This window comes from Paenibacillus sp. CAA11, from assembly GCF_003060825.1.
Taxonomy (GTDB): domain Bacteria; phylum Bacillota; class Bacilli; order Paenibacillales; family Paenibacillaceae; genus Fontibacillus.
This window is the reverse complement of record NZ_CP028922.1, coordinates 3,848,744-3,872,985: the sequence shown is the minus strand read 5'-3', so window position 1 is coordinate 3,872,985 and position 24,242 is coordinate 3,848,744. Positions and strand designations below refer to the sequence as shown.

The following is a 24,242-nucleotide window of genomic DNA, read 5'->3' as shown; positions in this document are numbered from 1 at the left end:
CCCTCCCATAAGTGCGCTTAAACATCGATTAAAGCCGTATGACGTGAATGATGCCGCTTTCAGAGTCATTGTATGTCAACCGGATGACATATGTCAACCGGTTTCCTAAATGATTTTTTCACTTCTTTTTTGACAAGCTGTTTGCCTAATGCATAAAATACACGTGTAACGAAAAGCACATAGTGACTCTTGTAGAGAGAAGAGATCTGAGGTGAGTTTTTGAATCCGAAAATTGGTGATGTTGCCCAAAGAGCGGGTGTATCCAAGACTACGGTATCCAGGGTGATGAACAACCGGGGATATATTAGCCAGGAAACCCGGGATGCAGTATATAAAGCGATGAGGGAGCTCAATTATTTCCCGAATGATGTTGCTAGATCTCTATTTAGCAAAAAGACAAATTTAATCGGCCTGATCTTGCCGACGATTAACAACCCGTTTTACAGCGAGCTCGCCTTTTACATCGAAAGTGCTGCTGCCGAGAAGGGCTATAAGATTCTGCTCTGCAACAGCCTGGACAGTATCACAAGTGAGGAGAAATATCTGGAGATGCTGATGCGCAACCAGGTTGACGGAATCATTGTAAGCTCGCATAACCGGGGCTTGAGCAACTATCATCACAGACAGCTGGCCGTCGTTGCGGTCGACAGATATTTGTCTCCATCCATCCCTGTCGTAGGTTCCGATAACTATGAAGGCGGGAAAAAGGCGACAGAGCTGTTGATTCGAAAAGGCTGTAAGAGCATTGTACATATCAACGGACCGATTGAGCTTGAGACCCCAGCTAATTTGAGAAGAAAGGCCTATGAGGATGTCATGAAGGAGCATGGCTTGACCTTAAGGGTATATGAGAACCGCAAATCCTTTGATCATAGGGCATACAAAGAGCTGTTCGACCAGATCTATCAGGAGAATCGCACGGTCGATGGGGTATTTGCCAGCGATGATTTGATAGCGGCTTCATTCCTGCAGTATGCCAAGAGGAGGGGACTAAACATCCCTGGGGATGTCAAAGTCGTTGGCTATGATGGCTCCGAGACCGTTCAGGCTCTGCTGCCTGAGCTGACTACGATTATGCAGCCTACGGAAGGGATAGCTAGAGAGTCGATTCGGATCCTGCTTGAGAAAATAAACGGAGAGGCGGATCACGAAGCGGAAGAAATGTACCTGCCTGTGACTGTGCTAGAGAGAGAAACCACCTAGACCGTGGTTTTTCACACTTATGTTAACCGGTTGACATTGCGGCAGGACTCGACTAGTATTAACTTGAATTTATACGGGACACGAAATGATAACGTTATCAGAGGTGGAGCGAATGGCTGAACAGAAAACGGTAATTTGTATTGGAGAGCTATTGATTGATTTTTTCTGCATGGATATTGGAGCAGGCCTGGCTAAAGGGGAGCATTTCTCCAAGCAGGCAGGGGGTGCTCCGGCTAATGTGAGCGCTGCGATTTCACGTTTGGGCGGCCAATCGGCTTTTGCGGGCAAGGTGGGAGCAGACCCATTTGGCGACTTTTTGAAAAAAACGCTTGATGATCAGCAGGTAGATACTTCGATGCTGCGAATGGACGCTTCGGCACCGACGACGATGGCGTTCGTATCTTTACAAGCAGACGGCGAACGCGATTTTGTATTCAACCGCGGAGCAGACCGGAATATGACCGCTGAGGATATAGATCCGAAGCAGCTTCAGCAGGCAGGGATTATTCACTTCGGCTCGGCAACAGCGCTGCTTGAGAATCCTTTCCGCAAGGCCTATTTTGACATTATGCAGGATGCCTCCCGTATGCAGAAATTTGTATCTTTTGACCCCAACTTTAGAACGGATCTGTGGAGAGGGCGTGAGGAAGAATTCATCGCACTTGCGCGGCAGGGGATTTCACAAGCGGATTTGGTCAAGCTCAGTGAAGAGGAGCTGAAGCTCATCACAGGGCAAGCGGAGCGGGCATCGGCCGTACAGCTCCTGCATCAGTGGGGGGCAGGCATGGCGGCTGTCACACTCGGCGCGGAAGGTACCTTTGTGTCCAATGGAACAGAGGCGGCTCTTGTTCCAAGCATTCCTGTAAAGTCTATAGACTCTACGGGCGCAGGGGACGCATTTGTCGGAGCCATGCTGCTCAAGATCAGCAGGCTGGAGGACCCCAAGGCCTTGGTCAACGAATTCGAGAGACTGAATGAGTTTACATCCTTTGCCAATAAAGTCGGGGCTTTGGTCTGCATGAAGGTTGGAGCGATTGCCTCGCTTCCCACTTGGGATGAGGTCGAACGTTTCTAACGGATGAATCGACTTCTGCTTGGCTCGGCTTCTTTTTCTGCCTGTACCTGCATATTCTTTAGGGAAGCTTGGCAGGGCTGCCAAGGAGGTAGAGGCGATGCGGATCAGGAGAAGAAGGTGGCGGAGCCGGCGCCGGGTCCGATTCACGGATGCCGGCAGGCGAAGAGGAAAGGGATGGCGGGGCAAGAAGCTGTGGCTGATTGTGGTGGTTCTTGTCATTATCGGATTGATACAGACCATAGGGTATGTCGAACGGAATATGAAAGGGCCAATCATGCATCTGGCCAAAATACGCGTCAAACAAATTGCGACCGAATCGATCAATGATGCAATAACGGCTCAAGTAGCACAAGGCAAGCAGTTTGGGGATTTGATCGACTGGAAAACGGATGGAGCAGGGAAGATTACAGGCTTCATGCTGAATTATTCTGCGCATATGAAGATTACTTCAGAGACGGTAAAGACCGTGCGTTCGACCTTGGAGAACGTAGCCAGGCTAAGCGAGCATATTCCTTTGGGACAGGCGCTTGGAAGTCCGATCCTGGCGTCCTTTGGGCCCAAAATTCCCATAAGAATCGAACCCGAGGGCGACGTAAAGGTTGATCTAAATACCCGGCGCCAGGATGCAGGGATCAACATGATCCTGGTCGAGGTGTATCTTCGGGTAAGGACTGAGCTGGCGGTTGTAGTTCCCTTCGACATGGGCCCGCAGACCGTAGAGACGGAGATTCCGGTTTCTTATCTGCTTGTGGTGGGGGATGTACCGATGTATTACTATGACAACAAAGGGAATCCGGTGGGTGAGAATGGGGCTAATGCACCTAACATTGCGCTGCCGTCGCCTCCCTCCACATCAGGAGAGGTTGAAGTTCAAAAGCCATAGAACTGACAAAAGGGTCATCCGTGAGAAAAGCGGATGGCCCTTTTGCATGTGATTACACCGTCTAAGACCCTTTGAAATGGGAGCTACTTGTGGCGGCTTCTCTCTGCCTGCTCCCATTGACGGAGCAGTGGGTAAGGATCGAAGGCCCATTCATTATGGCCTGTATCCCGGTAAATCCCGTAATGCAAATGCGGCGGGAATTTGCCTTGGGTTCCGGGGCCGCCGTACCCGCTGCTGCCGACCCAGCCAACGACCTGACCAGGCTTGACGGTTCCTCCAATTTCAATGGTTTTGTCATAGCCGAGTAGATGAGCGTAGTAGTGATAGCGGTTCTGCAAGTCTCGAATGCCTATACGCCAACCACCGAAGCGGTTCCAGCCTTTGGTCTCCACAATGCCGTAGCAGGTGCTGCGAACCGGAACTCCATAGCTGGCAAATAAATCTGTCCCTTCATGGATGCGGTTGCCTCCGTATCCCCGACGGTCTCCCCAGGTGTCGCGGTAGCTGTATACGCTGGTCAGTGGAAGCGGAAAGGAAGTGTCTTGTAAATTAAGGGTATTATATGTCTTATAAATTTTAGTGAATTGCCGGATGCGCTCCACAGCACGATCATTCTGATAATAGCGCCAGACGGCAATGCTGAAATCGTCTTCTGATGGACCGTAAGATTGGAGATAGCGGGCCATGCTGTAGATGGCATCCCGGTCATTCGCCGGATCGGCGATTCCATCACCAGAAGCATCCTTCCCAATTCCCCCGAAAATGCCTATCGATACAGGATTGGTATCTGTAGTGTCGGGGTTAATCCGGCCTGCCCACAAGAACGCCTTGGGCTCCAGATGGATGAGTCTTGACTTGCGTGCCTCAAGCTTTGCCTTTGGCGTCAGACTGCGTTCATACTGATCAATTGCAGCCAGACGGAACCAGGGAATCTGGGTGAGTTCTCCGATTTCCTCATATATGGATTTCCGCTCTGTATAGATATCCGGCTTTGCCGCTTGCTTCTGAGGCAGTTCAGCAGAGGCGGTCTGCTGGCTGCTGGCAAGGAGCAGTGCTGTAGTTGTTCCGGCAATAAGGAGCAAATAGCTGGTTAATCTGGCCGATTTGCTATTCCTGATCCGAATTAAACTCATGCGAATAACCTCCTGTTCCAAATACGACTTTTGCCTTTGCTGCCGAAGTTTGGCTCTGCTGCTCATTAATTTGGAACAAATGGCTTTGTTTTATTCTTCATGCTTGTCCGGAAGAATTTCGACTTTTTTCATGGTATAATAGACGGCAACGACTTTAATCTAGAAGAAGGAAGGTCTTGTACTTGGCAAAAGCAGCAAAAGAACCGAAACCGGATTGGATTCGTATTAAGTTAACGACAGGCGACAACTACCAGGATATCAAGAAAATGATGCGTTCAAAGACTCTACATACCGTGTGCGAGGAAGCGCGCTGTCCGAACATATATGAATGCTGGGCAAACCGAACGGCGACTTTTATGATATTGGGAGATATCTGTACAAGAGCCTGCCGTTTTTGCGCGGTAAATACAGGCATGCCTACAGAGCTTGATTTGCAGGAGCCGGAGCGCGTAGCCGAAGCCGCTGAGAACATGAATCTTAATCACTGTGTCATCACAAGTGTGGCCCGGGACGATCTGAAGGATGGCGGAGCTGCGATCTTTGCAGAGAGTGTCAAAGCAGTTCGCCGCCGCCTTCCGCTGTGCAGTGTGGAAGTACTGATTCCTGATTTTCTAGGAGACGAGGCTTCACTGAAAATTGTGATGGATGCGAAGCCGGACATTCTGAACCATAACATTGAGACTGTTGAACGGCTCTCCGACCGTGTTCGGGCGAAGGCGAAATATCGCCGTTCTCTGGAGCTATTGGAGCGGGCGAAGAAGATGCAGCCGGATATTCCTACCAAATCGAGCATCATGCTGGGTGTGGGAGAAGAATGGGACGAAATTTTGCAGGCGATGGACGATTTGCGTGCAGTGGATTGTGACATTATCACGATCGGCCAATATCTGCAGCCTTCGCCAAAGCACTTGAATGTGGAGAAATATTATCGTCCGGAGGAATTTGCGGATTTGAAGGAAGAAGGGCTCAAGCGCGGTTTCAGCCATGTGGAATCCGGACCTATGGTGCGCAGTTCTTATCATGCGCATGAACAGGTGAAATCGGCTAAGAGCGCCAAAGAAGGTGTCTGATCACCCTCCCTCTAGGGAGATGAAGGAGGAACAGCTGTGATTCAAGTTAACGGGAAGCATTATGAAGTCGTCAAGGATTATAAGAACGGCTGGAATCCCGAAGCCTTCAAACAGCGATACAGCGATGTGCTGGAGCGGTACGATTATATCATCGGAGACTGGGGGTATAACCAGCTCCGGTTAAAGGGGTTCTATAAAGATACTCACCCGAAGGCAACGCGAGATACAGCGGTTTCGGGGATTACCGATTACATCAACGAATACTGCAACTTTGGCTGTGCTTACTTTGTTCTCCAGAAGGTCAAGGAGGCGTCCAGCAAGGAGACCGACAAGGAGAGCGGCGGTAAGACGGTCCAGCAGGATCAGAGCAAGAATCCAGCTTCTGCTGACCCGGCCCGTGAGTCTGGCCCAAGAAAGAATCAGGGCAAGGAAGGGCAAGGGAAGGAAGCACTGGTCAAAGAGCCGGTCCGTGATCAGGACAAGAATATGAGCAAAGAGCGCCCAGCGTCTGTAAATACGGAAGATGCGAAGGTGTCTGAGAAAAACAAAACGGTTCCCGAATAATTCGGGAACCGTTCTTTGTTAATCCAAGAAGGCGTTCCGTACCCGCTGCCAGAAGGGGAACGGACGGTATCTGACAAAGCTGATCTTCTGCCGAGCGACCTGGCAGCGGACAGACAGCAGGTCATGGATAGGCAGATTGATGTGATCTATAGTCAGCATCAGATTTTGTTCTTTGCGTGAATAAATATCGCAGTGATGGTGCTTGGGCAGTACAAGCGGCGAACCCATCGTCCGGAATACGCGATTATTAATGGAGGCAATTTCGGCGATTTGCAGAGCTTCGACGGTCGGGTGCATCATGGCCCCTCCAAGGCTTTTGTTATACGCGGTGCTGCCGGAAGGCGTAGACACACAGATCCCATCGCCGCGGAACATCTCGAACAGCTCATCATTGATGTCTACTTGAGCGACTATGGTGCCATCCACGCTTTTTAGTGTGAACTCATTTAGGCATACATACGAAGTCGTGCCCGATTTCTTTACAATCTCCAAATCAAGCAAGGGATAGTTCACAATGCGCGGCTTCGGTGCTTCAGGTCCGCCTTGTCCGCTCATCAGTTTGATCAGCTCGGGGATTTCGTCAGCCTTCCAGTCGGCGTAGAATCCCAGGTGTCCAGTATGTATTCCCACAAAGGCTATGGACGGAATGCGGTCAATAAACGTATGGAAAGCGTGAAGCATCGTTCCATCACCGCCGATGGACACAACAATCTCCGGAGATTCGGCATCAAGCTCAAACCCGTGCTCCCCGGCTAGCTTATGAAATTGTTCGGTCAGATCAACAGAGAGCGAATCTCCTCGGTCAAGAACGTAGTATCTCAAGATGAAAGCTCCTTTTTCGGTTGGAGTTGAAGCCGGATGATTCAAAAAAGGACTACATCCAACTTTTCCACATGAATCGATCATAATCAATTATTAACCAGAAAACAACGTTTCATTTGTGCTCGCCGGGTCGTTTCCCCAAAAATAATCGCTGAATGAGGATTGCAAAACCAGACAAAATAAGCAAGAACAGCAGCCCTTTGTAAAAATATGCGGAGTTTCCTGCGGCAGCATGCCAGTTATGAGTCCAGGCGGGCACAGCAGCAAGGCTGCTGGCGCTTTGGATCACAATACCAGCCCCGAACAGCGGCCATAGAAGCAGAATAATTACAGAAGACAGGAAGGCATGAATGAATCTTGCGATCAGGAAGGGGGCATACCGCAGATCGGTGCTGTTTAAGATGCTAGCTACCTGAGCATGTACAGACAGACCGCCCCACGACAGGATAAAGGCGGCAGCGGCGGCCTGGAACATGAATGGAACCTGCGCCGCAGCTGAGGACTTGGCACCTAGCGTAACCTCAAAGGTTCCCCCGATTAAAGGTGAAGCGAGCCCTTCCGGCAGACCGAGCACTGGAAGAAGCCTCCTTAAGCCTTCAAGTAGAAGCTGGATAAATCCGGAGGCTGTGAGCAGCTCTAGAAAGACGGAGAAAAATACAACAAGGCCGCCTACGACGGTCATAAGCTTAAGAGAGGAGGACACGGCCTGGCGCATCAGCTCGCCAAGGTCGCGGCCATCCTCCATCCTGGCTTGATGCATAACCCGAAGTGCCCCGCCGAAGGAGAATCGTCCGGACTTAGCAGCCTCGCCGCTGCTAACTGTATCTGCTGCGCTGCTCGAACCAGCTGCACGGCCGTGGTATCTCATCACCAGGCCGATGATCACAGAGCCGCCATAATGGGCGAGGGCCAGAATAAGAGCAAGCTGAGGGCTGTGGAAGAATCCCACGGAGACCGCTCCGATCAGAAAAATGGGATCAGAAGAAGTGGTGAATGCCACGAGCCGCTCTCCCTCCTCTCGGCTGACGAGCTTTTGCTCCCGAAGCTTGGCTGTCAGCCTGGCGCTGACTGGGTATCCTGCTGCAAAGCCCATAGCTGCTACAAACCCTCCGCTTCCCGGAATACGGAAGAGCGGCTTCATAAGCGGATCAAGAAGGGTTCCTAGAAAATGAACAATACCTAGTCCAAGCAGAACCTCTGAAATGACAAAGAAAGGAAATAGCGAAGGGAAGAGAACATCCCACCAAATCGATAAGCCCCTCACGGCCGACATCCAGGAAGCTTCAGGAAATATGGCCATAAGTGCGCATAAGGTGAATAGGGCTAAAATCATCAAGGGATTGCCCCATTTTATCTGTGACATTAAGACAACGCCTCCATGTCCTCATTTCAGGTGCTAATTAAGTTGTATGTGTGAAATAGGACAAACAGCACAAAAAATTAACGAGAAAGCGGTTACAATATGGGCTGATTTTTAACCTGTTTTATGATAAACTGAATATAAGTAAGAAGAGTAACCTTACAATTCATTTCATTAAGGATGGAGTGATGATGATGAGCTTTGTTGCAGGTTTTCTTGTATGTGCATTTGTCTATTGTATACGTGCTTCCCTCGTCCATTCCGGTGAAGAGGATTGGCAGAGCTATTAAATAAATAGGGATATCAAGACGCTATGGTTGAATAGCGTCTTTTTTGTGTCTCCATCCCAAACAAAATCAAGTTTAATTAAACATAGGGTTTTTGTTCTGCGATAATTTGATATAATGACCATATGGATTTCTGCAGCAATTATTAATTAAGGAAGTTGGCGATTACCCCATGAATCCTGAACAGGGACAAACCTTATACGAACTGATCGGTGGAGAAGCTGCCATTCGCAAATTGGTCGAAGCTTTCTATCCAAGAGTACAGCAGCATCCGCTGCTTGGCCCGCTTTTCCCGGAAGATATTACGCCTGTAATGGATAAGCAGTACTTGTTCTTATCGCAATTTCTCGGCGGTCCTTCTCTTTACTCGGATCAATACGGACATCCTATGATGCGTGCGCGCCATATGCCGTTCCCGATCACTGCGGAGCGTGCCGAAGCCTGGCTGTTCTGTATGGGGGAGGCACTGACGGAGATTAATATTTCTGAACCTCTCAGAACGACCGTGCTGCAGCGTCTGTCCGGACCGGCTTATCATTTTGTAAATACACCTTAGATTAGTTATAGCCGTCCCGAGATAAGAAAGGAATGAATGAGACGTGGAACTAGAGCCACTTTATTCCATCCAGATTACTTGCACAGTTTGTGAGGAGACCTTTAAGAGCTCCCGAGTCCGCCCAAGCTTCAAGAGAGCGATTAAGACAGATTCAGACTTTTGCGGATATTATCAAAATGAAAATCCCGACTACTACGTAGTTAGGGTGTGTCCACACTGCGGCTTTGCTTCAACAGAGCATTTCTCGCAGAAGCTGAGCGATCAAAAACGCACCGAATTCCGCAAGGAGCTTGGCGGCCGAATGGTTCCGCGGGACTATAGCGGAAAGCGGAGCTGGGAGATGGCTCTTGAGACTTACAAGCTGGCACTGCTCTGTGCTCAAAGCATAGGTGAGAAGGATCGAATCCTTGCCAGCCTGCTTCATCATATTGCCTGGCTGTATCGTTATAAGGAGAATCGTGAGCAGGAGCAGCGTTTTCTGAAGTTCAGCCTGGAATCTTACATTCGTGTCTATGAACTTGAAGGCGTGAGTGCAAGCGATGCCAAGCTGATGTATCTCATCGGAGAATTAAACCGGATGACAGGGAACTTCTCCGAGGCCGTCCGCTGGTTCTCCAGAGTGATTAATGACCAGAAGATTACGGATGCCGCGATGATTCGCGCTTCAAGAGAGCAATGGTCTGTTCTTAGGGAACAGATGCTTCAAGCCAAGCATGAGCTTCCTGAGGAGATGAAATAATTTTTCGGGTCACTCGGGGAAAGAAATATGCAAAGACCGCTTCATATTCGAAGCGGTCTTTACATAAATGGGCAGTGGACGGATTAATGCCGGACAATGGTGTCGGTTAGCAAATAATCCTCGTCACTGTCCAGCACAGTTAATTTGTGATGGCAGCATGGGAAGACGAGCAGTTTCTTCTTGCCGTCACGTACGCTCTCCAGCTCATTAGGCTTCATGGGAACCAGCACATTTTCCTTGCCGCAGAAAGGGCATTCGGATACATAAATATCGCCCATGACAAGATCGTAGGGCAGCGCTCTGTTAAAGGGAATCATGATTCCTTGGGAGGCTCCTGGCGTGCGTCTTCCTTGGCAAGCTCCCCGAGTTTTTGCAGCAAGATATGCTGAGGCATATGCATAAGCTGTTCTAGGGGGACACCGAGTTTATCGGCTAATTTGACGGCAGTTTCTGCGGATATCTGCAGCGGTCTCATGTTTATACCTCCTGTCTGCCCCATACGGGGCTATAACATAGTTATACACTTCGAGGCCTAATTGTATCAACTATTCCCCAAATGAAAGGATGAGTGAATCATGAATCATTTAAATAAACCCATCGGCTTGACCTGGGATTTGGAGTCCATCTTCCCTGGCGGTTCGGAGTCGGCAAAGCTTAAGTCCTTTATCGAAGCTCTTGAAGCGGACATCGCCCGTCTGGACCAGGAAATTAAACAGGCATCGGCACCTTCGACGTTGGAGGATACCAAAGGTCTGGATTCGTTCATTAACACCTTGCAAAGCGTATATTCCCGCATGGGTGAAGCAAGCAGCTTTATCGGTTGTCTGACAGCACAGAATACGCAGGACAAGAAAGCTATTCAGCTATCCGACCGGATGACTTCCTTAGGGGCCCGGTTGGAATCAGTCACAGCCGTATTTGAGAATGTGCTTCGCCAAGTGGATGATGAGTTGTTCAGCGCATGGATCAGCCGTGAAGATATTGCGCCGATTGCTTTTTCCTTGACAGAGAGCCGTGACCGTGCAAAAGAGAAGCTTCCGCCCGAACAAGAGAGCTTGGTTCTGGACCTGGCTGTTGACGGCTACCATGGCTGGAGCGAGCATTATGACACGATTGTGGGCAAGTTCGGTATCCCTTACAAGAATGATAAAGGTGAGGAAGTCATTCTGTCCGCAGGGCAGGCGGCAAATAAGATGCATGATACGGACCGTGATGTTCGTGAAGACATTTTCGCCAAGTGGGAGGCTACCTGGAAGGAGCTTGCTGACTATGGTGCGGATACGCTGAACCGATTGGGCGGCTTCCGTCTGAAGCTCTACGCCAAACGCGGCTGGGAAGATGTGCTGAAGGAGCCACTCGCGATCAACCGTATGTCCCGTGAGACCCTGGACACGATGTGGCAAGTAATTACCGAGCATAAGCCGGTTTTTGTTAAATATTTGGAGCGCAAGGCGAAGCTGCTCGGCGTGGATAAGCTTAGCTGGGCCGATGTTGAGGCGCCAATGGGCGGTAAGGAAGGCGGCAAAATCCCATATGAGGATGCCGCTGAAGTAATCGTGAAGGAATTTAACGGGTTCAGTCCTAAGATGTCTGAGTTTGCCGTAGATGCCTTCAACAAGAACTGGATTGAAGCTGAAGACCGGCCAGGCAAGCGCCCTGGTGGATTCTGCACCTCATTGACGGAAAGCAAGGAGACACGGATCTTCATGACATACGGGGGAACGGCCTCGAACGTTTCTACGCTGGCGCATGAGCTGGGTCATGCCTATCATCAGCATGTCATGAGAGATTTGCCTGTATTCTGTCAAGATTATGCCATGAACGTAGCAGAGACAGCTTCGACCTTTGCTGAGAACATCTTATCCACGGCTCAAGTAAGTGCCGCAAAGGACAAGGAAGAGAAGCTCGCCCTCCTGGAAGAGAAGATCCAACGGAGTGTTGCCTTCTTTATGAATATCCATGCTCGCTTCCTGTTTGAGACTCGATTCTATGATCAGCGTAAGGCCGGGCTTCTTAGCGCCGAAGATCTGTGTGAGCTTATGGAAGAAGCGCAGAAGGAAGCCTTCTGTGGAGCGCTGGGATCTTACCACCCGCATTTTTGGCTGTCTAAGCTGCACTTCTATATTACCGGAGTGCCGTTCTACAACTTCCCTTACACCTTCGGCTTCTTGTTCAGCAGCGGATTATTCGCCCGTGCTCAGGCAGAAGGCGCAACCTTTGCTGCCAAGTATGATGCGCTGCTTCAGGATACAGGCCGTATGAAGGTAGAGGATCTAGCGCAGAAGCATCTGGGCGTTGATTTGACGAAGCCGGATTTCTGGCGTGAGGCCATTGCTTTGTCGGTTGCCGATGTAGAGCAATTTTTGGAAATGACTGAGGAATAGGAAGCAGGAGAGTAAATCACTTCAGCAAAATATTCCTTCACATAAACCGGCCGGGGCCCTTAGTGCCTCGCCGGTTTATTTTTTGATAGCTGAGGGGAAGCAACCCACTCCGTTTCTGTTTAGGTGAAATACGTAGTTTCTGTCGTATTCTGAGCAGTTTTGGCGAATCAAAGCGAAGAAAATCCAGCAAAAACCAGGTATTATAGGTATAAATACCTAAAATTGTACCTTTTTGTTGATAGGTATAAAGGATTGGAATATAATGAGACATAAGCCCTAGATTTGGGTGGATTATATGCGGAAAGGAGGGTGGAAATATGCTGAATAATAATCAACTTTCCCTTGCCAGACAAGTGGATATGGTATTTAGGGAATTGGAATCAGAGCTTTCCGGACTAACCTCGGGTACGGTGTTTATTCAAATCCGCAACAATGTGGTCGGCAAATTTGGAATTAGGCATAATCCAATTTCGGGACGTAACGGCCGATTTGCTGAAGGGGATCATGGGCTGACTCAAGAGCAGTGTTCTTCATTCCGCAACATGGCCATTGCATCCCTGGACTTCAAGAGAGCGTGGACTCATGGAGAGATTAGCTATGAATTTGCACTTCGACAGCAGTCGCTGATCGTGGATGCTACATTGGAGTCGAACTACAATATGGCTAATTTAATGATTCGCTATCCTAGAACACCATCAAGTCATACATACCAAGAAATGAAGAAAGATTTATCCTAGCAAGATCACAAGATAGAAGGCAGCTTCTAGAACAGAATACAATGTTAAGAAGCAGGGAGCCTTGTACAAGGGCTGCCCTGCTTTTTTTAATGGGATGAGCAGATTATGTTTCTTGCATCGTGGCCGAACGGTTTGCATCCGCTGCGGAGAAGAGCTTAACAAATACGATGCTTGAGAGAAGAAAGCAGATACTCGTCAGAATTGTAACGGATAAGAAGCCGCCTGTCCAAGAGAACAGTGTGCCTGCTGCCGCTGCGCCAAGGGTGGTTCCCAGATACATTAGGGTGTTGGTCAGTGCAGCGGCTGTGCCCCTTGCCGCACCGGCCAGGTCTTGAAGATAGCTGATCAGGACAGGGAACAAGGCACCGCAGATTGCGAAGATCAGCAGCAGGCCGCCTTTGACCATCCATAACTGGTGGCTGAGTGCCAGCAAAGGGTAAATTACGGCGATAAGGGTCAGCCCGATGCCAAGTCCCAGCTTGCGTCCTGTGCGCAGGATTAGATAAGGGCCGCCCAAGCTGCCAAGGAGATTTCCAAGGCCAAGGAACAGCATTGTTAATCCAATCTCAGTAATATTTAAATGGAAGTCGGCTTTGAGCCAGGTGCCGAGAAAAGAGAAGGCAGAGAAGTTGCCAAACTGAAAAATGAAGTAGGCCAGAAAGCCAAAGATGGCCGCAGTTTGAGAGCTAAACAGCTCTTTGTAAGAACGAAATAAGGATACTGCTCGGGTGCGTGATGATGCCGGGGAGGTCTTCAGTTCCGGCAGGACGAACAGAATCAGGGCAGCTAGCAGCACTGCTATGCAGCCGATAACGATGAACGGAATACGCCAGCTCAGTGCGGCAAGCAGACTGCCGAGCGGAAGCCCCAGCATCTGTGCGACAGATAGCCCGGCCGTAGCGATGCCCATGGCTTGCAGCACTTTGGCCCGAGGGACGAGCAGCGGAATCGAGGCCCAGACCTGCGGAGTCACAAAAGCGGCGCTAACGCCGGCTGCAAACCGGAAGGCATTCATGGACCAGAAATTAAATGCCGCAGCGCACAGTCCGGTAGATATGGCAAAGGCAAGTAGGCCTAAGAGCATAATTCGTTTGCGATTCCATAGGTCGGAGAGCGGACCGGCAATCAGAGCGAACAGCGCATATCCGAGCGAGTACGAGCTGACCATCCAGCCCGATTGGCTCGTAGGGACATGAAATTCACTTTGAAGCATTGGGAGCATTGGGGAAATAAGAAATGTATCGGTACCAATCACGAACATGATGATGAAAAATAGAGAAATACTGCGATTCATAATAGATTTATACCTCCATATGTATACTTCATTATTTCATTAGTTAAATAACTATTGAACTATAGTCCGAAAAAAAAGCCCGTCAGATCGAGCTTAAAAATCCGGGCAAGTATGAGTCGAATGTCTCTACGTTGAGATGTATGTATTTCGTTTGTGCTTCCTTGCGAACGGTTATGAGTCCGGCCTCCCTTAATGTTCTGAAATGGTATGAGGCATTCGACTTTGAAGCTTCGCACTTCTCACCGACTTCGCCGCAGTTCATCTCAACCCCGCTTTCCTTAAGGGTACGAATAATCTGTAATCGGGTGCCGTCGGCCAGTGCTTTAAAAATACGGACGCGTACATCATCAGCTAATAATGTTTGTTCAATAGTCATAGAACTATTGTTATTCATAATTTGGAGCTTGTCAAGGTTTCTTTTTTAGAGTTGAACTGAGCAGGATAAGCAAGAAGCGGACGGACAATTCTGCGTCCGTCCGCTTCTTTATCGTTGTAAAATGAGAAGGCTAATTACAGGTTGCGTCCAGACAGCTGTTGCTCAGCCAGTTGGACCAAACGCTTCGTGATGTAGCCCCCGAGGGAACCAGTTTCACGAGAAGTGTAGTTACCGTAGTAACCATCTTGCGGGATTTGCACGCCCAATTCTTGTGCAGCCTCGAATTTCAATTGCTGCAATGCTGCAGTCGCTTGAGGAACGACCAAGCTATTGGAACGGCTTCCGCGGCCTTGGTTTTGACCTGCCATGTTTGTCACCTCCTTTGGCCTTTGTGAGTTTAGTATGGTTTTGAGCTTCGAAAATATGCGTTCTTTCAAGCAAATTCAGAGATGGTAATTATTTCACCTGCTATACACGCGCAAAAGCCCGCAGTTAATGCGGGCTTTAATGTCTATTTGTAATTTACTCTTGCTTTTCTTGCGGGTATAGAAGCTCAAGATTTAAGGTGAGCTCGATAGGCTCTTGCGGCTTTAACTCAATCAGCCCGGTCTCCTCATGGGATAGATTCAAGTTAGGAGCGTCTGGAAGCCAAGTATAGGGTTCGATGCAAATATACTGGTCTGCTTCACCCTTGGTATAAAGCACCCAGTGCTTGAAGTATTCAGGATCTGCTGAATATTTCAGACCATAGCCATCCTTGCGGAGCAGCAGAGCTTCCGCCTGCTTGCCACCAATCTTGAGCATGGTATCAAAGTTCGTACCTTGAAGATTAAGGCCGTGATTAAGTGCATCCAAATTCCCGAGCTCAGCGGTTTCCCCTGTCGTAATAATCTGCTCGTCAGAGACGTACTTTGCGGTAACGGGAAGATGGAGGGTCCAATTCTCCGGCTCTCCGTCAATCATGAACCAAGTGTGGAGTCCCAGGCCGAATGGAGCCGGCTGATCTCCTAAATGAGTCACCTTAAAGGTCTGGGACAGGGAGGCTCCCTGCAGCCTCAGTGTCATTTCGATCTTAAGGGGAACCGGGAACTGTCTCATCCAGTTCGGATCGTCAGAAGACATAAATTCCGTAGTGACTGTACACCCTTCTTCATCTTCTTCTATATCACTTACGCACCAGCTCTGAGTCCGGTGCAGGCCGTGAATATGATTGTCATTGGCAGTATTCTGGTCAAATTGATACGTCTGTCCAGCGTAGGAAAAGCGTCCTTTGCGAATTCTTCCTGGTGGTATGAGCAAAGGTATGCCGAAATGGTAGGGCTTTTGCAGATAAAAATCCAAATCGCTCTCATCAGGCTTGCGCAGCACTTCTCGTTGCTGAATTAAGTCCTTGATTCCGATCACATTATTGCCGAGGCGGGGCAGCAGCGTGACTTCAAGTTCGCGGCTATGTAGGATGTATGTGTCGTAACCATTCCATTGGCCTTTGGTCACTTTTTTCATATCTATGCTCCTTTTCCCACTATAATCAAGATTGTGTGCTAGACCTATAATAACACTTTTTACACGCAGACGGAAAAAAGGGATTTGACATTGCCTTGAAACCGCCGTTATGATGATCATATAACAACTTACACTGACAGTAAAATGATGACGGGGACAAGTAAGCGAATAGTCTCTCTTCGCAGAAAGCCGGTGGTTGATGCAAACCGGTAGAGAGCTTTGCGGTGAATGGACCCTTGAGTGCCGACGGAACGGTTATTTTAGGCAGGTAACCTAGTATGGAGGACGCGGATTCCACGTTACGGAATATAAGGCTGATTGTGCACAACGGTTGTTTAGTTATGTACTCTTTCAGCGAAATAGGGTGGCACCACGGTCTCACGTCCCTTGCGGACGTGGGGCCTTTTTTATTTTAAGCGGCTATTGTAAGGAGGAAGAATGACATGAAAACTGTTTTTTCCGGTGTACAGCCAAGCGGTAATTTGACCATTGGCAATTATCTCGGCGCGATCCGCAACTTTGTGGAGCTGCAGCATGACTATGCGTGTAATTTTGTGGTCGTGGATTTGCACGCGATTACGGTTCCGCAGGACCCTGCGGCACTGCGTGAGCAATCCGAATCCGTGGCTTCGCTGTATGTTGCCGTGGGAGTAGACCCTCAGAAAGCGAACATTTATATGCAGTCCCATGTGCCGCAGCATGCAGAGCTAGGCTGGCTGCTGACTACGCTTACCTCGATGGGTGAGCTCGAACGGATGACGCAGTTCAAGGATAAATCCAGTGGGAAAGAATCTGTGGGTGCTGGCTTGTTCGTCTATCCTTCGCTGATGGCAGCAGATATTCTGCTGTTTAACACGGATTTGGTTCCGGTGGGTGAGGATCAGAAGCAGCACCTGGAGCTGGCAAGAGACATTGCAGGAAGATTCAATCATCGCTATGGAGAGTTCTTCCACATCCCAGAGGGCTATACTCCTAAGGTAGGGGCACGGATTATGTCCCTGGATGATGCCTCGAAGAAGATGAGCAAGAGTAATCCGAACGAGGGAAGCCGAATCAACATGTTGGATGCGCCGGACGTGATCCGTAAGAAGATCAGCAGAGCGACCACAGATTCAGGCAAGGAGGTTCGGTATGATCCTGCAGCTAAGCCGGAGGTCAGCAATCTGATCAGTATTTACAGTGAGTTTAGCGGCCTGTCCATTGCTGAGGTGGAGCAGCGTTATGAAGGTCAGATGTACGGTCCGTTCAAGAAGGAGCTGGCTGAAGTGGTTGTTTCCGTGCTTGAACCGATCCAGCAGCGTTATCATGAGATTCGCAAGTCTGGTGAAATTCATGAGATTTTACGGCAGGGTGCTGATCGGGCCCGCGAGACCGCCGAGCGAAATCTCAAGCTTATCTATGAACGAATGGGATTCATTCCAAAAGCATAATCAAGTAAGATCAAGTAAGCTGGAAAAGGCGCCGAAAGGCGCCTTTTTTGGTGTGCGCCCGGCATGGGAGATAACTCGGCGGTGAAAGTCCGCTACAGGCTTGGCAGTAGGAACTGTTAGCTGAAGGCAAGGGTGTCCGCCGCGAGGCGGAATCTGAAGGAAGCCGGAGGCAAACCCTCGGTCTGACGAACAGAAATCACATAGAAGGCATCATGGGACGGACGAGCTTGCACTACAAAGCAAAGTCCAATACTGCCCGAATCCCATGGTGTAAATGTGGCAGATAGATGAGGGGAAGGTTATCGCTCTTACCCGGGGAGGTCTCACAGACGACAAGTAGGAAAAAAAAACCGAAAGACGGAGTAAAGCTTGCTGTGAGAAGTCAGCAGAGGCCATAGTACCCGGAAGGTTTTTTTTTTCGGGGAAGGGCCGAACAATCGTAAGTCTCGAGTACATACCGAAAGGAGAGCTGACGCGATGAAAGCAGAATACCGAAAGGGCTACCTGCAAAGGGATAGCGTGGAACGCGAAGAGCATGCGGGAGTGCGGAGCGCCGGCACTCGGGAACGTAAAGAAAGAGGCGGTGCAACAGACCTGCTGGAGCAGATTCTGGACAGAGACAATTTGAACAGAGCCTACAAACAGGTCAAACGCAACCATGGAGCGCCAGGAATCGACGGAATGACCGTAGAAGACGCGCTACCCTGGCTGCAGGAACATAGAGACGAGCTGTTGCAAAAGATCCGGGAAGGCAGATACAAGCCCAGCCCAGTACGGTGCAAGGAAATTCCCAAAGCAGATGGAAGCGGAGTACGGAAGCTTGGCATACCCACGGTCGTAGACCGAGTGATTCAGCAGGCAGTCGCCCAGCAGCTCCAGCCCCTGTTCGAGCCGCTCTTCTCGGAGGGAAGCTATGGCTACCGCCCCGGTCGGAGCGCACAACAGGCCATTCGCAAGGTGAAAGACTATGCAGAACAGGGATACGGCTACGCAGTAGAAATCGACCTCTCCAAATACTTCGACACGCTGAATCATGAGCTGCTTATGCATCTTTTGCGCAAACAAATTCAGGACAGACGCGTAACCGAACTGATTAAGAGATACCTGAAAAGTGGGGTTATGGAGAACGGGGTGCACTGCAAAACAGAAGAAGGCTCCCCTCAGGGAGGCCCCCTGTCGCCGCTTCTGGCGAACATCTACCTGAACGAATTTGACCAAGAGATGAAAGGCCGCGGAGTGAACGTCATCCGCTATGCGGACGATATTGTGGTGCTTGCCAAAAGCAAATTGGCAGCGGTGCGGCTACTGGAATCCTGCGGAAAGTACCTGGAGACCAAACTGAGACTCCAGATCAATACGCAGAAAAGTAAGGTCGGTAGCGTAGTGGCTCGAAAGCACTTCAAATTTCTCGACTTTGCCCTGGGAAAGAACAAGAACGGCATGTATATCTGTGCCCATGGACAATCCCTCGCAAAAGCGAAGAAGAAGTTGAAAGAACTCACAAGTCGCAGCCAGGGCAGAAATGTTCGCCAAGTCATGGAAAAGGTGAAAGTCTACATTCGGGGATGGATTGGTTACTACTATGTGGCCGACATGAAACGGATCCTGCAAAGCTGGAGCGAATGGTTGCGAAGACGACTGCGGATGTACATCTGGAAACAGTGGAAAAAGCCGCGAACAAAAGTACAAAACCTGCGGAAGCTGGGGATACCGGAATGGCAGGCTTACCAGTGGGGCAATTCCCGTCTCGGGTACTGGCGCATCGCCGGAAGTCCAGTGTTGTCTCGTTCCATAACAAACAAAAAGCTCGTACAGGCAGGATATTATGACTTTCCTGCGCAATACGAGCGTCTACGTAAATTGCACTTATGCGGTTGAACCGCCGTATACCGAACGGTACGTACGGTGGTGTGAGAGGTCGGCTACTCATCTAATGAATAGCCTCCTACTCGATTGATCTTTGTCAGCATCTTTTTCGAGTGTCACTAAATTGTCATAGAAAAAGCGCGTTCAGCACATGATTGTCAAACATTTTCCGTTATGTATATGATAAAGTTTATATCGGAGCAGAAAGTGTGATCTTTCTTATATACAAGCTGATAAATGCTTGTTTTTTACTGCTCTTTTTTAGAGCTTACAGTTCATCTTTAAACCGCTGGTGCAGCGGTTGACTCGTACAAGGGATGAATAATATATGATCAGGAGGGAATCTTAATGGAACAATCCGTTAGCTATCAAGCCAATTCGGATAACCCAGCGCTGTCCTTCAGACCCTCTCCGTCAGGTGAATCCGCTACATGGAGAGATTTTGTCGCACTAACCAAGCCAGGGATTCTGAGATCTAATCTGATTGCGACCTTTGCCGGATTCTGGCTGGCTTCGCATTGGGATCTGGATTTCATAAAGCTTATATTTATCATGATTGGAACGTCTTTAACCATTGCCTCATCCTGTGTGTTTAACAATTATTTTGACCGGGATTTGGATACCAAGATGGCCCGCACTCAGAACCGAGCGCTGCCGCTGCAGAAGTTATCCCCACGGACGGTTATGTGGTATGCCGTCATTCTCGGTGTGCTTGGTCTCGGCGTATTATTCGTTTCCGGTGGTTGGCTTGCTGGCCTGTTCGGCGCTGTAGGGATGTTCGGTTATGCTATTGTCTATACACTGTGGCTTAAGCGTCATTCGACTTGGAGCACGTCCATGGGTGCTATTCCTGGAGCTATGCCGCCAGTGATCGGTTACGTTGCCGCATCGGGACAAGTGGACCTTGGGACTTGGCTGATCTTCGCGCTGCTGTTCTTGTGGCAGCCGCCCCATTTCTGGGCGCTGGCGATTCGCCGTGTAGAGGAGTATCGGGCAGCTGGTTATCCTGTACTTCCTGTTGTGAAGGGCGTTAATAGAACTAAGCTGCAGATGATTCCTTATCTCGTTCTGCTGCTGCCGATCCCAGTGCTGATGTACACTTATGGGTATACAGGAATATGGTTCCTGGTCATTGGCGAGCTGCTCAGCGTAGCATGGCTGGTCATGGCGCTGATGGGAATTAAGAAGCAGGATACGGATGCTTGGGCTAAGAAGGTATTTATTTTTTCTATCAATCATTTGACGATCAGCTTGATCGTAATGTTCCTAAATACTACCCATCTGTAAGATGGCTGGAAATAAGCAAAGAATCCCATGTCTTTCATGGGATTCTTTTTTTATCTCTTATAGGAAGATATCGATTTCTATATAGATTGAACTAAAATTTCACATTGAACTCTTTCTATATATAACGGCCTAGTACGGCTATATAACATTTATTTCTTAGTTCATTCTATATAATTAGTAAAATTCCGGAGGAGGATAGAGGATGAATTCCTCAAGGCCAGCTTTTTCTAATTGGGCGATCACATATTCATCCGGTGTGCCTTCTACGCCGGCGTAGCCCCGCCGGGTGTAAATCTGTTCCGCATCAGGGAAGGCATCTCTTAGAATGCCTCGGATTTTCTTACCGGATGCGTCATTGTCCATAAACAGGTAGATCTCGTCATCGCCGGCCTGCTTGCGCAGCTGATCCAGCTTCAGAGAACTCAATGAACCGAAAGTGCAGAGAATTTTGATCTCTGGACTGAGCAGCCTTCGCAGCTTGCTCTTATCATTTTTTCCTTCGACAATTACAGTTATCGCCATAAATGCCCCACCTCGCGTTTTGGCTGGTAATCATGCTGCTTACTTGTACACTTAGTGTAAACCGATTTCGGGGCTTCATGCAAAGACAGGCAAAGCCGATTCATAAATCGGCTTTGCCTGTCTGAACGAAATAATTCAACTCTGCTCCTAAGCTGCCGGTGGGATCTCTGTGGCGGCCGGAAACAGCGGCTTCTTTCGAGGCGGCAGGGTGAGGAGCTGGAGCATGAGCAGAATAAAGGCCAGGAAATAGGGAGACAGCGATAAGTGAAGCTGCCCTGCCAGGATCGGACCGATAAAGGAGCCAAGCGACATCGCGATGGATTGATAAGAGAAGACGGTCCCGAGTCGCTTCCCTCCACTCAGCTCAATGAACAGGGAGGAAATTGCAGGATATACAATTCCTTTGCACATGCCAAGCGCGAAGAGTGAGACCTCCATAGGCACAGCGGCAGGCTTAGCCAGTGAGAAGAAGCATAGCGCCATGCCCAAGACACCGAGCAGGGCTCTTGCTTTGGGGGAATAACGATTTAGAAACAGCATGCAGAGTGTCACGAGTGCCCCCAAGCTGAGGATTGAGAAATAGAGTCCGGTATGCATGATCGCACCGGCGCCGCCTGTGCCTCCATCATGCATGGGGAGCTCGAAGAACAGAATCCCTTGGGCTAAAGATACCGCAAGAGGCAGAGTGAAATAGCGCAGCGGAATTTTAGCCGCCATGGGAATAGCGGCGGGCTTGCTGGATGGCACTGTATTCTGGTCCAACACCGGGATGCTCTGGTTACGTATGGTGAACAAGGCTATGACACCGGCCCCGATTAATACGATCCCTAGGGACTGGAATGTGAGGGCGAATCCAGCCTTAGCCACAAGAAAGGCTCCTGCCGCCGGCGACAACACAGACGCCAGGGTGTGCATGACTCCATGTCCGGCCATCAGCTTCCCCTGCCGGAAGGAATTGCTGGACAGTGAGGCCAGCAGAGCAAGGCATGCTGGAGACAGGAAGGCCAGTACAAACCCGCTGAGGGAGCGAAGTACGAGCAGCTGCCATGGGGTAGACACATAGGCCTGAAGGAGCAAAATGATCCCTGCCGTGATCAGGCTGAATACTAGATAGCGTCGGCTCCCATGCTTATCTACACCTCGGCCGGCGAGCAAATTTCCCGGCAGGTGGGTAAGGGCATAGACGCCCATCATCCAGCCGATAAAAGCCGGGGCAGCTCCCAAAGATATCGCATACGGTGTTAATATCGGGTATTGAGCATGCAGATCGAAGAATGCAATAAACATGAAGAAATACAGCCAAATTGCGGTTTTCATAAGCCCCTTTTCACCTCCTGATATACTTGTACGTAGGATGGGACGAACTTATGCCAGGGCGATAGTGAGAAGGGACCGTTCGGGACGGCTATGAGGGTTAGGCTGACACCGTGTTGGGCCATCATGTATAATAGGAAAAGCGTCCGAAAGAAGACGCGGTTTTCCGCCAATTTTGCTGTACAGGAGTGTTTATTTGATGAATGCACAAACATGGATTGACCTTTTTAAAGAGCATTGGTACGTCTTTGTTATTGCCCTGATCGCCCTGTTCCTGATAGCGAACCTGATTAAGACGGTGGTCAAATGGGTGCTGATCATTGCGATTGCCGCTTTCCTGATCGTCTATAGCGGTATCTCGTTGAAGGACATAAGCAACGCGGTCACAACGGCAACAGATGATACGATGAGCGCGATGAAGAGCGAAGCGATGAATGTGATGAAGAATGAAGCTAAGGATGCCAAGATGACAAGAAATGCTGACGGATCATTCGTCATAACTACGCCTAACCTGAAAGTGTCCGGGCCGGCTAACGCTGAGAAGGTCAAAGTTACCTTCCGGGGTGTTTCGCTAGGAGAATGGACGCGGGGAGAAGCGCTGGAAACTTTAATACAGGCAGCAAACCAAAATTCAAAGTAGCTGACCAGGCAACGAATATACACCAAGAGGGGATGAGCAGATGAATAGTTGGCTGGAGAGCCTTAGGGGACTCAATGCGGTGAGCCTGCTTCTGGGCTTAATATGGGTTGGCTCGGTGATTCAAGGAGTGCTCAGGGGAGCTTCACGGTCAGCGGGTCGGCTGATCTCCTTGGTTGGAGGAGGCTTGATGTCGCTGGCGGGTATTCTATTATCCATCCCGCTTGCGATGTGGCTGTCTCCAAAAGTGCAGGAGTGGCTGATGAACAGCGTCCATTTGCCCGACAGGGAGCTGTCCGGCTGGGAACAGTTCTACTATACGGCGGCGACAGCGATTCGTGATTTTCAGCTGATGCGCTTTGTTCTTGTAATGCTTCTCAGTTATTGGCTGATCCGCTGTCTGCTTGGTCTGCTGATGCTGCTCCTTCCAGGAATGAGCTTTCTCGGCAGGTTCGCTTCCGGCGGCAAGTCCGCTTCGCTGCCCAGTCGGCTGCTGGGGGCGGGAATCGGCGCCGTGATCGGATCCATCCGCTGTATCGTCATTATCTTCGTCCTGTTCATCGCCGTGACGGTGTACCCCGATAACCAGTTTGCCCGCTATGTTGAGGCTTCGCCTCTGTACCGGCAGGGCGCAGAGACAGTGATTGAGCCGCTCTCCGGGAAGCTGATCAAGGAGCGCCTTCCGGTGCTTACGGAAAGTGCGAAGAACGAGCTGAATGGAATTCTTGAACGCAAATATGAAGTCATTGATGCGAATATTCCGGCGGACCTGGACCGGGCGGCAGCGCAAATCGTTAAGGGAACCAAAAGCGATGAAGAGAAAGCTCGGCTGCTCTATAACTGGATTGGAACCCGCATCAGCTACGATTATGATAAAGTGACGGACTATGAGACGAAGAATATTTGGCATGAGCAGACGCCGAAGATGACCTTTGATACGCGCAAAGGGGTATGTATTGATTATGCCCGTTTGTATGCCGTGATGGCCCGGTCCCAAGGACTTAAAGTGAAAGTGGTAACCGGTCTTGGAGCTGACGGCAAGGGAGGCTACGGTTCACATGCATGGAATGAGGTGTATCTGGCTCAGGCGGACAAGTGGATTCCGCTGGATGCAACATGGGCTAAGAGCGGAAATTGGTTTAACCCGTCCGAATTTGATAAGACGCATATCGCCCAGAAGGCGATTGGCTAATATTATAG

The 24,242-nt window shown here is 49.7% G+C and carries 25 protein-coding genes; 14 read left to right on the top strand and 11 right to left on the bottom strand.

Translation table 11 applies throughout. From position 1 onward, the window contains the following. The first annotated feature begins 219 nt into the window (after positions 1–219). From DCC85_RS18110 to yunB, 3 genes are all read left to right on the top strand, one after another. Positions 220–1,203, top strand: a complete 984-nt coding sequence (locus DCC85_RS18110) for a LacI family DNA-binding transcriptional regulator (protein WP_108466839.1) — start codon at positions 220–222, stop codon at positions 1,201–1,203. Between the two features lie 112 nt (positions 1,204–1,315). Next, positions 1,316–2,278 (top strand): carbohydrate kinase family protein, encoded by a 963-nt coding sequence (locus DCC85_RS18105; protein ID WP_108466838.1) that lies wholly within the window; start codon positions 1,316–1,318, stop codon positions 2,276–2,278. Positions 2,279–2,375: 97 nt separating this feature from the next. Further along, positions 2,376–3,161 carry a sporulation protein YunB gene (gene yunB, locus DCC85_RS18100; RefSeq protein ID WP_199909938.1) on the top strand — a complete coding sequence of 262 codons (786 nt, stop codon included), beginning with the start codon at positions 2,376–2,378 and terminating at the stop codon, positions 3,159–3,161. An 83-nt stretch (positions 3,162–3,244) separates the two neighbouring features. Here the strand turns inward: yunB and DCC85_RS18095 are convergent, their stop codons facing one another. Beyond that, entirely contained in the window at positions 3,245–4,294 is a 1,050-nt protein-coding gene (locus tag DCC85_RS18095; protein ID WP_108466837.1) for a M23 family metallopeptidase, read from the bottom strand. A gap of 182 nt (positions 4,295–4,476) precedes the next feature. Between DCC85_RS18095 and lipA the strand changes: the two genes are divergently transcribed. Together lipA and DCC85_RS18085 are read left to right on the top strand one after the other, a co-directional pair. Beyond that, on the top strand, positions 4,477–5,364 hold the full coding sequence (gene lipA, locus DCC85_RS18090; protein ID WP_108466836.1) for a lipoyl synthase: 888 nt from the start codon (positions 4,477–4,479) through the stop codon (positions 5,362–5,364). A gap of 36 nt (positions 5,365–5,400) precedes the next feature. Further along, a complete protein-coding gene (locus DCC85_RS18085) occupies positions 5,401–5,928 on the top strand; it encodes a YutD family protein (RefSeq protein ID WP_108466835.1) in 528 nt (175 codons plus the stop codon). A gap of 18 nt (positions 5,929–5,946) precedes the next feature. Here the strand turns inward: DCC85_RS18085 and DCC85_RS18080 are convergent, their stop codons facing one another. Continuing rightward, on the bottom strand, positions 5,947–6,750 hold the full coding sequence (locus DCC85_RS18080) for an NAD kinase (protein ID WP_108466834.1): 804 nt from the start codon (positions 6,748–6,750) through the stop codon (positions 5,947–5,949). A gap of 112 nt (positions 6,751–6,862) precedes the next feature. Next, a complete protein-coding gene (ylbJ, locus tag DCC85_RS18075) occupies positions 6,863–8,113 on the bottom strand; it encodes a sporulation integral membrane protein YlbJ (RefSeq protein ID WP_108466833.1) in 1,251 nt (416 codons plus the stop codon). A 456-nt stretch (positions 8,114–8,569) separates the two neighbouring features. On the opposite strand from ylbJ, the gene DCC85_RS18070 reads away from it, so the two are divergent. Beyond that, positions 8,570–8,953, top strand: coding sequence for a globin domain-containing protein (locus DCC85_RS18070; RefSeq protein ID WP_108466832.1), 384 nt, complete (start codon positions 8,570–8,572; stop codon positions 8,951–8,953). A gap of 43 nt (positions 8,954–8,996) precedes the next feature. Continuing rightward, positions 8,997–9,692 carry a DUF2225 domain-containing protein gene (locus DCC85_RS18065; RefSeq protein ID WP_108466831.1) on the top strand — a complete coding sequence of 232 codons (696 nt, stop codon included), beginning with the start codon at positions 8,997–8,999 and terminating at the stop codon, positions 9,690–9,692. Between the two features lie 83 nt (positions 9,693–9,775). On the opposite strand, the gene DCC85_RS18060 is transcribed toward DCC85_RS18065, so the two are convergent. Beyond that, positions 9,776–10,009 carry a hypothetical protein gene (locus tag DCC85_RS18060; protein WP_108466830.1) on the bottom strand — a complete coding sequence of 78 codons (234 nt, stop codon included), beginning with the start codon at positions 10,007–10,009 and terminating at the stop codon, positions 9,776–9,778. Further along, the gene (locus DCC85_RS18055) at positions 10,006–10,167 is read right to left on the bottom strand and encodes a YycC family protein (RefSeq protein WP_108466829.1); all 162 of its coding nucleotides are present in this window, start codon (positions 10,165–10,167) and stop codon (positions 10,006–10,008) included. Before DCC85_RS18055 ends, DCC85_RS18060 begins: the two co-directional genes overlap by 4 nt. A gap of 100 nt (positions 10,168–10,267) precedes the next feature. Between DCC85_RS18055 and DCC85_RS18050 the strand changes: the two genes are divergently transcribed. Further along, a complete protein-coding gene (locus DCC85_RS18050; protein ID WP_108466828.1) occupies positions 10,268–12,076 on the top strand; it encodes a M3 family oligoendopeptidase in 1,809 nt (602 codons plus the stop codon). Positions 12,077–12,393: 317 nt separating this feature from the next. Further along, on the top strand, positions 12,394–12,813 hold the full coding sequence (locus DCC85_RS18045) for an O-methyltransferase (RefSeq protein ID WP_108466827.1): 420 nt from the start codon (positions 12,394–12,396) through the stop codon (positions 12,811–12,813). 103 nt (positions 12,814–12,916) lie between these two features. Here the strand turns inward: DCC85_RS18045 and DCC85_RS18040 are convergent, their stop codons facing one another. From DCC85_RS18040 to DCC85_RS18025, 4 genes are all read right to left on the bottom strand, one after another. After that, complete coding sequence (locus DCC85_RS18040) at positions 12,917–14,107, bottom strand: MFS transporter (RefSeq protein WP_108466826.1); 1,191 nt, start codon at positions 14,105–14,107, stop codon at positions 12,917–12,919. An 82-nt stretch (positions 14,108–14,189) separates the two neighbouring features. Further along, on the bottom strand, positions 14,190–14,483 hold the full coding sequence (locus tag DCC85_RS18035; protein WP_108466825.1) for an ArsR/SmtB family transcription factor: 294 nt from the start codon (positions 14,481–14,483) through the stop codon (positions 14,190–14,192). A gap of 134 nt (positions 14,484–14,617) precedes the next feature. Further along, complete coding sequence (locus tag DCC85_RS18030) at positions 14,618–14,851, bottom strand: alpha/beta-type small acid-soluble spore protein (protein WP_108466824.1); 234 nt, start codon at positions 14,849–14,851, stop codon at positions 14,618–14,620. A 154-nt stretch (positions 14,852–15,005) separates the two neighbouring features. Then, positions 15,006–15,986 carry an aldose 1-epimerase gene (locus tag DCC85_RS18025; protein WP_108466823.1) on the bottom strand — a complete coding sequence of 327 codons (981 nt, stop codon included), beginning with the start codon at positions 15,984–15,986 and terminating at the stop codon, positions 15,006–15,008. Between the two features lie 443 nt (positions 15,987–16,429). On the opposite strand from DCC85_RS18025, the gene trpS reads away from it, so the two are divergent. The 3 genes from trpS (at position 16,430) to cyoE (ending at position 20,569) form a co-directional block, all read left to right on the top strand. Further along, entirely contained in the window at positions 16,430–17,416 is a 987-nt protein-coding gene (gene trpS, locus DCC85_RS18020) for a tryptophan--tRNA ligase (protein ID WP_108466822.1), read from the top strand. Positions 17,417–17,893: 477 nt separating this feature from the next. After that, complete coding sequence (gene ltrA, locus DCC85_RS18015; protein WP_108466821.1) at positions 17,894–19,294, top strand: group II intron reverse transcriptase/maturase; 1,401 nt, start codon at positions 17,894–17,896, stop codon at positions 19,292–19,294. A 336-nt stretch (positions 19,295–19,630) separates the two neighbouring features. After that, positions 19,631–20,569 (top strand): heme o synthase, encoded by a 939-nt coding sequence (cyoE, locus tag DCC85_RS18010; RefSeq protein ID WP_108466820.1) that lies wholly within the window; start codon positions 19,631–19,633, stop codon positions 20,567–20,569. A gap of 174 nt (positions 20,570–20,743) precedes the next feature. Here the strand turns inward: cyoE and DCC85_RS18005 are convergent, their stop codons facing one another. Continuing rightward, positions 20,744–21,091, bottom strand: coding sequence for a toprim domain-containing protein (locus DCC85_RS18005; RefSeq protein ID WP_108466819.1), 348 nt, complete (start codon positions 21,089–21,091; stop codon positions 20,744–20,746). Between the two features lie 147 nt (positions 21,092–21,238). Continuing rightward, entirely contained in the window at positions 21,239–22,408 is a 1,170-nt protein-coding gene (locus DCC85_RS18000) for an MFS transporter (RefSeq protein WP_108466818.1), read from the bottom strand. 196 nt (positions 22,409–22,604) lie between these two features. Here DCC85_RS18000 and DCC85_RS17995 point away from each other — a divergent pair, with 196 nt between their 5' ends. Then, positions 22,605–23,045, top strand: a complete 441-nt coding sequence (locus DCC85_RS17995; protein WP_108466817.1) for a hypothetical protein — start codon at positions 22,605–22,607, stop codon at positions 23,043–23,045. A 40-nt stretch (positions 23,046–23,085) separates the two neighbouring features. Beyond that, complete coding sequence (locus tag DCC85_RS17990; protein WP_108466816.1) at positions 23,086–24,234, top strand: transglutaminase domain-containing protein; 1,149 nt, start codon at positions 23,086–23,088, stop codon at positions 24,232–24,234. Positions 24,235–24,242: the final 8 nt, after the last annotated feature.

Excerpts from the sequence above, each read along its gene's own strand:
- DCC85_RS18105 (WP_108466838.1), top strand. The coding sequence starts at position 1,316 with ATGGCTGAACAGAAAACGGTAATTTGTATTGGAGAGCTATTGATTGAT.
- yunB (WP_199909938.1), top strand. The coding sequence starts at position 2,376 with ATGCGGATCAGGAGAAGAAGGTGGCGGAGCCGGCGCCGGGTCCGATTC.
- DCC85_RS18095 (WP_108466837.1), bottom strand. The coding sequence starts at position 4,294 with ATGAGTTTAATTCGGATCAGGAATAGCAAATCGGCCAGATTAACCAGC.
- ylbJ (WP_108466833.1), bottom strand. The coding sequence starts at position 8,113 with ATGTCACAGATAAAATGGGGCAATCCCTTGATGATTTTAGCCCTATTC.
- DCC85_RS18070 (WP_108466832.1), top strand. The coding sequence starts at position 8,570 with ATGAATCCTGAACAGGGACAAACCTTATACGAACTGATCGGTGGAGAA.
- DCC85_RS18060 (WP_108466830.1), bottom strand. The coding sequence starts at position 10,009 with ATGATTCCCTTTAACAGAGCGCTGCCCTACGATCTTGTCATGGGCGAT.
- DCC85_RS18055 (WP_108466829.1), bottom strand. The coding sequence starts at position 10,167 with ATGAGACCGCTGCAGATATCCGCAGAAACTGCCGTCAAATTAGCCGAT.
- DCC85_RS18050 (WP_108466828.1), top strand. The coding sequence starts at position 10,268 with ATGAATCATTTAAATAAACCCATCGGCTTGACCTGGGATTTGGAGTCC.
- DCC85_RS18045 (WP_108466827.1), top strand. The coding sequence starts at position 12,394 with ATGCTGAATAATAATCAACTTTCCCTTGCCAGACAAGTGGATATGGTA.
- DCC85_RS18040 (WP_108466826.1), bottom strand. The coding sequence starts at position 14,107 with ATGAATCGCAGTATTTCTCTATTTTTCATCATCATGTTCGTGATTGGT.
- DCC85_RS18035 (WP_108466825.1), bottom strand. The coding sequence starts at position 14,483 with ATGACTATTGAACAAACATTATTAGCTGATGATGTACGCGTCCGTATT.
- DCC85_RS18030 (WP_108466824.1), bottom strand. The coding sequence starts at position 14,851 with ATGGCAGGTCAAAACCAAGGCCGCGGAAGCCGTTCCAATAGCTTGGTC.
- DCC85_RS18025 (WP_108466823.1), bottom strand. The coding sequence starts at position 15,986 with ATGAAAAAAGTGACCAAAGGCCAATGGAATGGTTACGACACATACATC.
- trpS (WP_108466822.1), top strand. The coding sequence starts at position 16,430 with ATGAAAACTGTTTTTTCCGGTGTACAGCCAAGCGGTAATTTGACCATT.
- ltrA (WP_108466821.1), top strand. The coding sequence starts at position 17,894 with ATGAAAGCAGAATACCGAAAGGGCTACCTGCAAAGGGATAGCGTGGAA.
- cyoE (WP_108466820.1), top strand. The coding sequence starts at position 19,631 with ATGGAACAATCCGTTAGCTATCAAGCCAATTCGGATAACCCAGCGCTG.
- DCC85_RS18005 (WP_108466819.1), bottom strand. The coding sequence starts at position 21,091 with ATGGCGATAACTGTAATTGTCGAAGGAAAAAATGATAAGAGCAAGCTG.
- DCC85_RS18000 (WP_108466818.1), bottom strand. The coding sequence starts at position 22,408 with ATGAAAACCGCAATTTGGCTGTATTTCTTCATGTTTATTGCATTCTTC.
- DCC85_RS17995 (WP_108466817.1), top strand. The coding sequence starts at position 22,605 with ATGAATGCACAAACATGGATTGACCTTTTTAAAGAGCATTGGTACGTC.
- DCC85_RS17990 (WP_108466816.1), top strand. The coding sequence starts at position 23,086 with ATGAATAGTTGGCTGGAGAGCCTTAGGGGACTCAATGCGGTGAGCCTG.